The sequence below is a fragment of the Winogradskyella sp. genome, from assembly GCF_028282165.1.
Taxonomy (GTDB): domain Bacteria; phylum Bacteroidota; class Bacteroidia; order Flavobacteriales; family Flavobacteriaceae; genus Winogradskyella.
On record NZ_JANQIM010000033.1, the window covers coordinates 48,155 to 61,113 of the forward strand.

The 12,959-nt window shown below is 36.7% G+C and carries 7 protein-coding genes; 2 read left to right on the forward strand and 5 right to left on the reverse strand.

The features are described 5' to 3' along the window. Positions 1–35: 35 nt before the first annotated feature. From atpD to Q0972_RS12260, 3 genes are all read right to left on the reverse strand, one after another. Positions 36–1,544 carry a F0F1 ATP synthase subunit beta gene (gene atpD / locus Q0972_RS12250; protein WP_299366006.1) on the reverse strand — a complete coding sequence of 503 codons (1,509 nt, stop codon included), beginning with the start codon at positions 1,542–1,544 and terminating at the stop codon, positions 36–38. Positions 1,545–1,726: 182 nt separating this feature from the next. Next, on the reverse strand, positions 1,727–3,358 hold the full coding sequence (locus Q0972_RS12255) for a G-D-S-L family lipolytic protein (protein WP_299366007.1): 1,632 nt from the start codon (positions 3,356–3,358) through the stop codon (positions 1,727–1,729). Between the two features lie 12 nt (positions 3,359–3,370). Beyond that, a complete protein-coding gene (locus tag Q0972_RS12260; protein WP_299366008.1) occupies positions 3,371–6,172 on the reverse strand; it encodes a TonB-dependent receptor in 2,802 nt (933 codons plus the stop codon). A gap of 327 nt (positions 6,173–6,499) precedes the next feature. Between Q0972_RS12260 and Q0972_RS12265 the strand changes: the two genes are divergently transcribed. Both Q0972_RS12265 and Q0972_RS12270 read left to right on the forward strand, forming a co-directional pair. Beyond that, on the forward strand, positions 6,500–7,804 hold the full coding sequence (locus Q0972_RS12265; protein WP_299366009.1) for an arylsulfotransferase family protein: 1,305 nt from the start codon (positions 6,500–6,502) through the stop codon (positions 7,802–7,804). Between the two features lie 155 nt (positions 7,805–7,959). Continuing rightward, positions 7,960–9,354 carry a sulfotransferase family protein gene (locus Q0972_RS12270; protein ID WP_299366010.1) on the forward strand — a complete coding sequence of 465 codons (1,395 nt, stop codon included), beginning with the start codon at positions 7,960–7,962 and terminating at the stop codon, positions 9,352–9,354. A 42-nt stretch (positions 9,355–9,396) separates the two neighbouring features. Here the strand turns inward: Q0972_RS12270 and glmS are convergent, their stop codons facing one another. Next, positions 9,397–11,244: a glutamine--fructose-6-phosphate transaminase (isomerizing) gene (gene glmS / locus Q0972_RS12275; protein WP_299366011.1), complete on the reverse strand. Its 1,848-nt coding sequence runs from the start codon at positions 11,242–11,244 to the stop codon at positions 9,397–9,399. A gap of 10 nt (positions 11,245–11,254) precedes the next feature. Then, positions 11,255–12,952, reverse strand: coding sequence for a DUF4270 domain-containing protein (locus Q0972_RS12280; RefSeq protein ID WP_299366012.1), 1,698 nt, complete (start codon positions 12,950–12,952; stop codon positions 11,255–11,257). Between the last annotated feature and the right edge of the window lie 7 nt (positions 12,953–12,959).

Sequence of the window (12,959 nt, forward strand, 5' to 3'; positions counted from 1 at the left end):
CTCTGGACTCTAAACTTATAACTCTGAACTTATTTTTATGCTTCGGCAAGCATTTTCTCGCCTGCTTCAATAGCTTCTTCAATAGATCCTTTAAGGTTAAATGCTGCTTCTGGTAGGTGATCTAATTCACCATCCATAATCATGTTAAACCCTTTTATGGTTTCTTTAATATCTACCAATACCCCAGGTATACCAGTAAACTGCTCTGCTACGTGGAATGGCTGTGATAAGAAACGTTGTACACGTCTTGCTCTAGATACAGCTAATTTATCCTCTTCAGATAATTCTTCCATACCAAGAATAGCAATAATATCTTGTAATTCCTTGTAGCGTTGTAGAAGCTCTTTTACACGTTGTGCACAATTGTAATGTTCATCACCTAAAATTTCAGGTGTCAAGATACGTGATGTAGAGTCTAACGGATCTACAGCAGGATAAATACCAAGCTCAGCAATTTTACGAGACAATACTGTTGTAGCATCTAAGTGAGCAAATGTTGTCGCAGGTGCAGGATCCGTTAAGTCATCCGCAGGTACGTAAACGGCTTGTACAGATGTAATAGATCCTTTTTTAGTTGAGGTAATACGCTCTTGCATTGCACCCATCTCTGTTGCCAATGTAGGCTGATAACCTACAGCAGAAGGCATACGACCAAGAAGTGCTGACACCTCAGAACCAGCTTGGGTAAAACGGAAGATGTTATCTACGAAGAATAATACATCTTTTCCTTGTCCGTCACCGGCACCATCACGGAAATATTCAGCAATGGTTAAACCAGATAAGGCTACACGAGCACGTGCTCCTGGAGGCTCATTCATCTGACCGAAAACGAAAGTTGCTTTAGACTCTTTCATAGCAGCTTTGTCTACCTTTTTAAGATCCCATCCACCTTCTTCCATAGAGTGCATAAAGTCATCGCCATATTTAATGATACCAGACTCTAACATCTCACGAAGTAAATCGTTTCCTTCACGAGTTCTTTCACCAACACCAGCAAATACAGAAAGACCACCATGTCCTTTAGCAATATTGTTAATCAACTCCTGAATCAATACGGTTTTACCAACACCAGCACCACCAAATAAACCAATCTTACCTCCTTTAGCATAAGGCTCAATCAAATCGATGACTTTAATACCAGTAAATAAAACCTCAGTTGAGGTTGATAATTCTTCGAATTTAGGGGCTTGTCTATGAATAGGTAAACCAGCTTCACCGGCTTTAGGTAAATCACCCAAACCATCAATTGCATCGCCAATGACATTAAAAAGACGTCCATAAACGTCCTCGCCAATTGGCATTTGGATTGGTGCGCCAGTTGCAAGAACTTCGGTTCCTCTACTTAAACCATCTGATGAGTCCATTGCGATTGTACGTACAGTATCCTCACCGATATGAGATTGTACTTCTAATACTAATGTTGAACCATCTTGGTTTTTAATTTCTAACGAATCATAAATCTTTGGAAGTTCTGTTCCAGCACTGAATTCTACATCAATTACTGGACCTACAATTTGTGCAACTTTACCTGTAACTTTCGACATTACTTATATGTTTTTGTTTTGCAATAATTAAAATATGAAAAAAACAGCTTGCCCAATGAAGCTGAGCACGTGCATTTTTCGCGCTGCAAAGATAGAGTTATTATTTAAAAAATTAAGGCTTTTTTAAATAAAAAAAACACGCCTTTACTAAGCGTGTTTTTATATAAAATATTACCGTTGTTTTACTGCAAAAATGGTGAATAATTTGTGTTGTAGGTAGAAACATCTACCAAATTCCCTGAAGCTTCAAAGTTAGAACCATAGGCGAGATCAATAGCTTTTAGCATTTCATTTGCGATGAGCGCATAGCCTCTCGAGTTTGGATGAACACCATCAAGTGAAAATGCTCCGCCCGTGACTAAATCAGAGGTTAGTACTAAGCCACTAGTTTGTATACCTATTAATGCCAATTGGTCTAGTAAAGCGTTGGCATCTAACAAAGCAAAGCCGTTTGCCGATGCTACAGTTTCAATAACAGTGTTAAATCCAGTAATGGCGTCTTCAATTTCCATTTGTTCAGATGGTAATAACACCCAATTATCTTCTAAAGGGAAACTAATACCTCTAACATTCACTGGAGGTGGTGCTGTAGCAACAGTACTACCTATAGCTGAACTTGCAGTAAGAACCAGTAAATCTGAGTTAGTAGCTTGTCTGGCTTTACCGAAAATAGCACCAAAGGCTGCTGCAGTTTCAGGGCCTAAAACAGGAGTTAAAGCTGCGGTAATTTCAGCAGTTCTATCTGTAGCATCTTCGTCGTTAATAAGAACAGGGTTAGCTTCAGTACTAGATAATGGATTTATTCTATCTGGCTCACCGAATGCGGTGAATACGTTATCTAACGGCTCATATAATTGCGCATTCAATACAGGTATTTGTGGTGCTATTTGTGGATTACAAGGATCTAAAGCATTAAAAGGGACAGCAGTGAAATGCGGTATTGCAGTAACATTTGGAATGTTAGCCAATATACCTTGTACTCCAGGCACATTGCCAACTATGGTACCTACAATAGCTTGGTATGTTGCTTCAAAACCAACACCTGGAGCACCTGCTAAAGGTGTAATAGGGTCTGTACCATCACCACCTGATAAGGCGTATCCTAACACGTCGTTATTTCCTATCCATAATGATATAAAAGACGGTTGTTGTGCAACGGCATCAGCTAATACAGTTGTTCCTGGAGAACTTGCCATTCTCACAAAATATGGATTAGCAGTCTGCGGAATTACACCTGCTGGATCTCCATAACCTGGAGCTAATAGGTGAAAACTTTTTGCGCCTGGAACACCTAGGTTGTTAAAAGGTCCGGTAGGATTAGAAACAATATCTGTTGTTGGCACTAATGGTGTTGAACTAGGATCCTCGGGGTTTACACCTAATACGGAAGGTCCAGAATTATCAGGATCTGGATAGGGGCAGCTTTCCTCATCAGAGACTTGATCTGCATAAAAATAAAATCTAGGAGGAAGTATTTGTGTCCCACCAAAAAGTAATCCACCAATATTATCGTCCATTAGTGGTTGCGAAAAGGAGCCTCCATTTGCCAAGGTTGCAAATTGTTGCGCCAATATGGCTGGTGTTGAGTTTTCTTGAGAAACTCTATACAAAGCATTATCAGAAAAACCTGCGGTCAACGAGTTTCCTATGGAAACGTAATTTGATACATCTAAAGATCCAGCTGTAAATGGGTCTAAAACAACAGGCTCTTCATTATTTCCTCTAATATCCCTTAAATCATCTAAGGTTTCATTTTCACAGGCCATAAAACCAATGGCTAAAAACGACAGGAGTATATATTTAAATGTTTTCATCATCATGTAATCTTATAAGTTGTTAATAGTTAGCGACACATAATACATCGATCCGATGAATCCCGTACCGAATGCCGTAAAGTATTCGTCTTGTAATAAGTTGGTAGCACCAACTTTTATAGTAGATTTTAAGCTAGGAATTCTGTAATTGATCTGTGCGTCTAGTACATGAAAGGCAGGTACTTCGCCATCACCAAAAGAAGCTTCCCAGAAGAAGTTATCACTCCAACGCCAAGAGGTATTAAACCCAAAGTTTTCGAATAATTCTGTTTTCCCAAAAGACACTTTTACTTTATGCTCTGGGGTATTGAAATTCGTTCTAAAATCAGGGTTTTCGGCAACATCAAAATCCAAACGAGCCCATGTGTAATTGGCACTTAAATCAAATCCATCAAGAACTTTAGTAGACACTTGTACTGCCGCACCATAAGAGTTTACTGTTTCATCAGCATTTGTGTAGGTTTGATATGCCTGAAAGTCGCCATTAGCAATAGCTGCAACAGCAAGTGGTGTACCATCAGGAAGTGTTTCTGTTAGTTGTACATCTCCATAAAATGGATTTATAACTGTTTCATTAGCTAAAAAATCTTGATAAATATTGTAATATGCCGAAGCATCGATGATAAAGCGTTCTACTTTACCACGATAACCAACTTCAAAAGAACTCACTTGTTCAGGTTGTACAAGATTTGAGTTAGCTATTTCGAGATCTGCAGGATTTCCAGATTCTGCAAATCCATCTGTAACTGAACTGGCAAAGAAAGAATTGCTATAAGCTCCTGTTGCATCTCTTGTAATTGTTTGCTGTCCCCCAAAAATATTTTCTGCTGCAAATTCGCTCAATGTTTCATTTTCTACACTATATGTTCTTAAATCCCTGGCTGGGTTATCAGCAGCACCACCTACTAAAATAGCGCGTCCAACATCAAGACCTATATATAAATCTTGAGTTGTAGGGTTTCTAAATCCTGTTTGAAATGATGCTCTAAAGTTATGATTTTCGTTTACCGTAAAGCCTGCAGATATTCTTGGTGAGAAAAAACCATCAAACAGTTCTGATTTGTCATAACGTATAGACCCTGTAAGTTTTAACTTTACAGCATCTGAGAGTTCTAAGGATTTTTGCATTTGGGTATACAATCCAAATTCTGAATACCGAATAGGGCCATCGATGTCAGTATAGATTGTACCAAAAGAATTTAACTCATATTGACGTGCAGAACCACCGACTTGTACTTCTGCCCAATCCCAAAGATGACCAAAGTTATAATTGGCATCGCCATGGTAAATCTTTGAATTATCTTGAAAACGCGATCCCGTTGATAAATCAGGGTCATTTGTAACTCTATCAAACACATTTTGGAATTCTTGTGTTCCTGGAATCAATCGCCCTGTATCAGCGGCAGCTCTCGCCGCAGCATGTTTTTCAGCTTCTGATAAACCTTGTGGGTTTCCAGAAAGTTCTATACCAGCGTAAGTCTGTATATAATCGCCAAACCAGTCGCCATCACTTTTCCATGCGCGGTTGATGTTAATTCCTGTAAATACCATGTCATAAGAGTCACCTGCCTTATCCTCTGTTAGATAGCCTCTTACAAAAAAATTGTCGTTTCGTATCTCTAATTTATGTTGCTGTAAGAAGAAGTTTGCAATATTATAGCGGTTTGCACCTTGGTAAATTGTATTACCCGTACCTACTTTACCTACATACTGGATTTCAAAATCATTCCCCCAAGGCCTAAAATATAAACCCCAATCTGCTTTGATACTCTCTGCATTGTAGTTGGTGAGGTCGCGTTCGTTGTAACCAGTTCTACTAACTTCTACATCAGGAATTATACCAAGACCGGAAGCATCTCTAATGTTTGTACTTACCTCATCGCCATAGATATTAATACCATCATAATCTGTATCTGCCCTAGTAAGACCTCTGTTAAATCGATCTTCTGCATTGGTAGCTGCCCAATCAGTTCCTTTGAGATATCCAAAATTCACTTTCACAGCAAATTTATCGCTAAATGCATGAGCCATTCTAATACCTAGGTCTGTATAGTCATTATCGCCAATAGCTTCTTGGGAGGTGATCCCTCGTTTAATATATCCACTTATACCTTGGTGGTCAAAAGGACTTTTACTTCTCATAAATAAAATACCGTTAAAAGCATTTGCTCCGTAAAGCGCAGATGCTGCTCCAGGCAATAATTCTACACTCTGTACATCGGTCTCGGTCATCCCCAACAAATTACCTAGGGGGAAGTTCAATGCCGGTGCCGAATTGTCCATTCCATCTACCAATTGCATAAAACGTGTATTGGCAAATGTGGCAAAACCACGTGTGTTTATGGATTTGAAGGTTAAACTATTGGTATTAATATCTACACCTTTTAAATTTTCTAACCCATCGTAGAAATCTACAGACGCTGTATTTTTTATTTCTTTTATACCAAACCTCTCGACGGTTACTGGAGATTCAAAGATTCTTTCTGGTGTTCGTGAAGCAGAAATTACGACTTCATCCAGTGTATTGCCTTCCTTTAGCGTTACATCTACTGTTTGATCCTTGACTGTTACCTCGACAGTTTGTGCTTCAAAACCAGCATAACTTACACGTATTGAGAATGGCGGATCTTGTTGCACTGTTAGAATATAGTTGCCATCAAAATCCGAAACAGCACCAGTGCTGGTTCCGACCACTATTATATTTGCACCAGGCAAGGGTAGCCCTGTATCATCAGTAATTTTACCTTTTATTGTGGTCTGGGCAAAAGACGCCACGCAAAAAAGCATTGCAAAAAGCTTTAAGATTGTCTTCATTTTAGAGAATTAGTTATATTTATTAGTCGACCAATTTAAATAAATATATGAAAAGTCTGTAAAAAATTCGCATAAAATTATGCGCGCATAGTATATTTTAAAAAAATAAAGCCTAAATAATTATCATTTCTTTAATTGACAGTGTAAATTTTAAAGAAATATTTCAATTTTCGCATGTCAAGTAAATTGCTTATCCTAAAATTGTAATGATAGAACATCTTATAAAATTGCTTTACATAGAATAATTTGATGAAAATCTAATTTTATATTTAATATTGACGAGCATTAGATAAACGTGCTATTAATCAACACCAAAAACAACCTACATTGAAAGCAATAAGAAAATTAGCATTATTTATTATTGGGATATTTATATTAATGCTTTGGAGTGGCATTGTTAGAAATGTTACTTTAGGACAACGTACTTTAGGTCCTTTAACCCAACCCATCAAGTCTTTTTCCGAATTACCGTCTAATATGAAAGCTGCCTACAATCATTTCTTGGTGGCGCCTGAATATTATCTAAAAACTAGAGAAGCAGACAAAGAAGACATTAATAAATTGACTTATGACTTGTATGGCAGTTATACCTACAGAAATGGCAACGAATTTAAGATCGAACTGAAAAATTTCAGAACAAACGATATTATAAAAACTTGGAGTCTACCTGTTGAGTATCTTTCTCAGCATCATAAAGTAGGTCAGAATGACAGGCTTTTTCCGGCAAAATTGATGAAAGACAGAGGTCTTATTGTCGCTTGCGACGAGCAACCTGGATTAATAAGACTAGATTCCGCATCAAATGTCGTATGGCATAATAAGGATTTTATAGTCCACCACGGTATGAGTTTTGACCATAAGGGTAATATTTGGACACCTGCTGTAAAGCACGAAGATGGCATAATTGTGCCAAATACCTTATCTGTCGATGGTACTAAGATAGATTACAGAGACGATATGGTCTTAAATGTCGATGCTAATACCGGAAAAACATTGTACAGTAAGTCTCTCACCAGTATTTTTAAGGAGAATGATCTTACCGAGTTACTAAATAAGGGAAGTCTTGTAACAGATCCCTTTCATTTAAACGATGTACAACCTGTTGTTGCAGACAGTTCTCGCCATTTTAATAAAGGTGATGTTTTTTTAAGTTTTAGACATTTATCGGCGATATTACAATTTAGACCATCTACAGGAAAAGTAATAAAAGTGATTGAAGGGCCTTTTACCTATCAGCACGATGTTGATATAGTGACCGACAGTACCATAGCCCTATTTAATAATAATACTGTAGGCTTGGATATTAAATACAATAAATTTGAATTTAAACCAAGTAATGACGTTATTCAACGAAAAATAGTACATTCAAATGTGCTTATTTATAACTTTGAAACTGATTCATTTGAAGCGCTTTACGAAAAAGAGTTCATAAAAAATGAAATCTATACCGAAGCAGAAGGCTTGTATGAATTGTTGCCCAATGGAGATCTGTTTGTAGAAGAACAAGGACCCGGAGTTTTATGGGTGTTAAATAAAAATGGCGTTGTCCTAAAAACCACCTTAAAAAGTGATATAGAAGGGTATCATTACCTTCCAAATTGGACATCGATATATACAGACATAAACTTTTAAAAATCTACTGTTATGCTTAGTTATATTGGACCTGGATTAGGACTTGGAACATTACTTATTATTATATTCATTTTGCTATTGGTAATTTTTGCCTTTGGAGTAGTGTTATGGATTCCGATCAAACGATTTTTTCGTAATCTATTTAAGAAAGGATAATGCTTTATTTTATTATTGCAGGTGTAGCGGGTGTTATTTTGGCTACACTAATTATAGTACTCAGAAAAGTATTTTTTGAGATGCTAGAGGCCTCTGTAGGGCTTGCCAATGAAGTACTCTCTAAAGAAGATGAGAACATAAAGCAAAGTAAATTAATAGCTGCCCTAAAGCGGATGCTCATTTCTTTAGGTAAAACTATAGGTGCCTTCATACTTATTTTTGGTGGTACCATATCGCCTATGATTGCTTATGGCTTTTTTAGTGGTATACCTTTTGAAAATCTAGACTTTAGCTCTGCATGGTTTTGGGTGAGCTTATCAATCGGTAGTATTCTCCCTTTTGTTTTTAAGAAAAAGAAAAAGGTTGAAAATTACTCTGAAGCTTCTATGCTTTTACATAAATTGATTCTAAACAATTACAATTTATCTAAGTTTCTTTTTTCGTTTGATAAAAAATTCAAGAAAGGTGAAAAGGTCAGCGATAATTCAAACTTTTTAATTGTATCTGGTTTAGCGAGAGCAGGCACCACAAGTTTAACCGATCAACTTTTTAAAGCCGGATCGTTTAGCTCCTTGGATTATTCTAATATGCCCTTTCTTTTAGCGCCAAACCTTTGGAAAAAACTTTACAATCCAAAAAAAGCTCAACTTAAAGAGCGAAAGCATGGTGATAAAATGATGTTTGGCCTTAATACCATAGAAGCTTTAGAGGAATATTTTTTCAAGGCGTTTTTAAATGACAGCTTCATTAACGAAACTACACTTACCAAACACGATATTGATCAGGAGGTCTATGACAACTATCTTAAATACCAATCTTTGGTAAGGACAAGTAATGATCATTTATACTTGTCTAAAAACAATAACCTTATCTTAAGGTATCCTTCATTGCGTGCTTTGAATAAAGATTTTAAAGCCATTTTCCTATTTCGTAAACCGGAGGAACATGCTCATTCCCTATTGAACCAGCATTTAAGGTTTTCTGATTTTCAGCATGACGATGATGATAATTTTATTGAAACCTACATGAATTGGTTAGCGCATCATGAGTTTGGAGGCAATCATAAGGTATTTAGTTTTGAAGATACCCCTAAAGCTATCGAGTATGACCGAGATAAACTTGACTATTGGCTGGCTGTTTGGCTCAATTATTACAACTATTTGCTGACTTTAGATGATTCTGAATTTATGCTTTTAGAATATGAAGATTATCTTCAGACACCAAAAGAGGTCTTAACATATCTGGAAGGCGAAATGAATATGAGTTTTGATTATTCTAACGTAAAACCTTTCAGCAATAAGAAGACCATAGACACTTCAGGTTGTGATGCTGAATTATTAAAGGCAACAAGTAAAACTTACGCTGCCTTAAGACAGCGAAAAGTTTCCTTTTAGTTTTTTTACAATTCCGTGATTAATTGAATAAAGAATAGATTACTATTCTACAGTTACAGATTTTGCTAGGTTTCTTGGCTGATCTACATTTTTACCTAACATTACTGCGATATGATATGATAGCAATTGTAAAGGTATGGTAGTAAGTAATGGAGTAAGACATTCTATGGTTTCTGGAACTTCAATAACGTGATCTGCTAATTCCTTAACACTCTTATCGCCTTTAGTGACTATACCAATGATTTTACCTTTTCTAGATTTTATTTCCTGAATATTACTTACTACTTTTTCGTAGTGTCCTTTTTTGGTAGCAATCACTACAACTGGCATTTGTTCGTCAATAAGTGCAATAGGCCCATGCTTCATTTCTGCAGCTGGGTAACCTTCAGCATGAATATATGAAATTTCCTTGAGTTTTAATGCGCCTTCTAAAGCCACTGGGAAGTTAAAACCACGTCCTAGATATAAGAAATTAGTAGCATCCTTGTAGATGTCGGAAATGGTTTGAACATAAGCATCAGATTTTAATGCTTCTTCTACTTTACCTGGTATCAATTCCAATTCTATCAGGTGATGTCTAAACTCGGAGCTAGAGATAGTTCCTTTAGCTCGAGCTAAACGCAACGCCATTAAAGTAAGTACAGTGATCTGAGTAGTAAATGCTTTTGTAGAGGCTACGCCTATCTCTGGACCAGCATGTGTATAAGCACCAGCATCGGTTTCTCGAGCAATTGATGAACCAACCACATTACATACACCAAATACAAAAGCACCTCTTGATTTGGCAAGCTTAATGGCAGCTAGAGTATCAGCTGTTTCACCAGATTGGGAAATGGCTATTACAATATCTTTTTCAGTAATAACTGGATTTCTATATCTAAACTCTGACGCATATTCAACTTCAACAGGAATTCGTGCTAAATCTTCGAAAATATATTCTGAAACCAAACCAGCATGCCATGAGGTCCCACAAGCTACAACAATAATTCGATCAGCAGCTAAGAACTTTTTCATGTTGTCTTCTACTCCCGCGAGTTTTACCATTGCTTCTTTACTGAGCAATCGTCCTCTAAAGGTGTCTAGTATAGCCTCAGGTTGCTCATAGATTTCTTTTAGCATAAAATGGTCGTACCCACCTTTTTCAATCTGTTCGAGATTAAGCTGAAGTTCCTGAATATAGGGATCGACTAAGGCATCATTCTTAATTTTTCTAATTTTAACCTCTTTGCCTCTTCTTACAATGGCCATCTCTTCATCTTCGAGGTAAATGGCATTCTTTGTAAACTCTATAAAAGGAGATGCATCACTGGCAATGAAAAATTCATCTTCTCCTATACCAATAGCCAGAGGACTACCTAATCTAGCTACTACAATTTCATTTGGTTTGTTCTTATCAAAAACGGCTATGGCATAAGCGCCAACAACTTGATTTAAAGCAATTTGAACAGCTTTGCCTAGTTTTATGTCCTCATTCTTTTTTACATCTTCAATGAGATTAACCAATACTTCGGTATCCGTATCCGATTTGAAGGTGTAGCCACGCTTAATCAACTCTTTTTTTAAGGCATCATAATTTTCAATGATCCCATTGTGAATTATGACTAAATCACCTGAGTTAGAATAATGTGGATGAGAATTAATATCATTGGGTACGCCGTGCGTAGCCCATCGTGTATGTCCTATCCCCAAAGAACCGATAGTAGAAATTTCACTTTCTAACTTTTCTTTAAGGTCAGAGACTTTTCCTTTGGTTTTTGAAAGTTTAATATCGCTACCGTCGTATAGTGCAATACCTGCACTGTCATAACCACGATATTCTAGTCTTTGAAGCCCTTTAATTATTATAGGATAGGCCTCTCGATGGCCAATATATCCAACAATCCCACACATAGGTTAATTTTTAGTTGTTTGGTTCGGTGTAAAATATTTCTAAATACACTTTTTTACTTTCATCTTCAGTGTTATTGCCATGCAATACTGTACCTCTTGGTGACATTACTGAACTTATCGGTGACCGTAAATCAGAATCGTCGGCTGTTTGTACTTCTCTCTGCACTGATGGGCCTTCTAAATTTACATTTAAGGAAACGGATAAACCTAACTCTACATTAGTTGAATCCCTCAATAAGAGATTGTTTAAGTGTTCAGTAAGTCTAAATTTATATTTAATGCCATCTCCATTTGGCTCATCATTAACACGTTGTAAAGGACCAAGATGGTTCAATTTTGAAAACGAAGGTAAAGTATTATTGGTTATGTCTATAAAAAAATCTGTCAATGGTGCTTTATTATCTATATCATACAAGTATAGGCGGTCTGGTTCACCACCGTTAACCATATCCTGATCTACGTAAAAAACTAAATTGGCTTCATTAATTAAACGTTTGGCTCTAACAAATTTACCTTCTGCGTCTGTTTCAACAAATTCGTTCTTCCATTCTTCAAAAGTATTCATTGTGTCGTCATCATCATCTAAATCCTCACCATTAAACAACTTTATTCTAGCTATTGAACCTTCACCACCTTTTAAGAACAGCCGTGCATCACCAGTATCGGGATCACCATCTGGAATAGACATATTAAAATCATTGTCTAAAAAGTTAATGCTATTACCAGCAAATCTCATCTCAAATGATGCCTGTTCCCTTGCGGTCTCATCGTCTGTGGTAGATTCTGTTAATCTTGAGTAATAAATGGTAATATTGGTAGCAGTAGAAGCCATACTGAGAAAAAGAAAACTACCCGTATCATTGATGGTTTCTGCCTTAAAGTAAAGCCCTCTAAAATATTCCAAGAAATTGTTTTCGTTGCTGAGTACAGCCTGTTCTTGTTGATTTATAATTTTGTCTTGCCAAAATGTTGGCTCTAACATAATTCTCATTCCAGGAGGTAATCTAGTGATGGAAGCTTCTACTTCTTCATCTTCTTCTTCAGGAGGCTCCGGACCTCTTAAAATGTAGCCCTCATCATTGATTTCTATTATATTATCAACAACAAACATATTGCCTTCATCATCATAGTCTACAAATGTTAACTCTTGATGTTCTAGAGCAGCATCTGAAATCATTTCAGTAGGTGATGCAGATCTATTTGAGAAATAAGCTTGTCTTTCGCTAAACTCACCGTTAGGGTCAAAATCCCTAATGAAATAGTTGCTCTCGTAAAGGCTTAGGCTTATAGGTTCCATACCTATGATTGAATCGACATCGTAGATTATGTTCTCATCTTCGTCTATTTCTGTGATACTAAAAAAATAAGGGATATATAAAGCAACAGAGTCTATTTGTACATCATCACCAAAATCAGGTGCATAGTTAGTTAGAGTCAATTGGGTTACAAAATCAGATTCTACTCTTCCGTAGGTTTCATCATCATACAGGCCAAGTGTGTTAAGAACTAGACCATTGGTCTGTACTGGTCCAAGCGTATTGGTGTATGTAATAATGTCGTACGTGTCATCTACAATGTCAAAGTTGGTTGCAACACCATCGTTTATAGCATCCGATTCTAATGTTGAAAAATCATTGTCACATGCAATAAAGCTTAGTGTTATGAGTATAAATACTAAAATTTGAAGGGCTATCTTATTTCTTTTCATGGGTTGT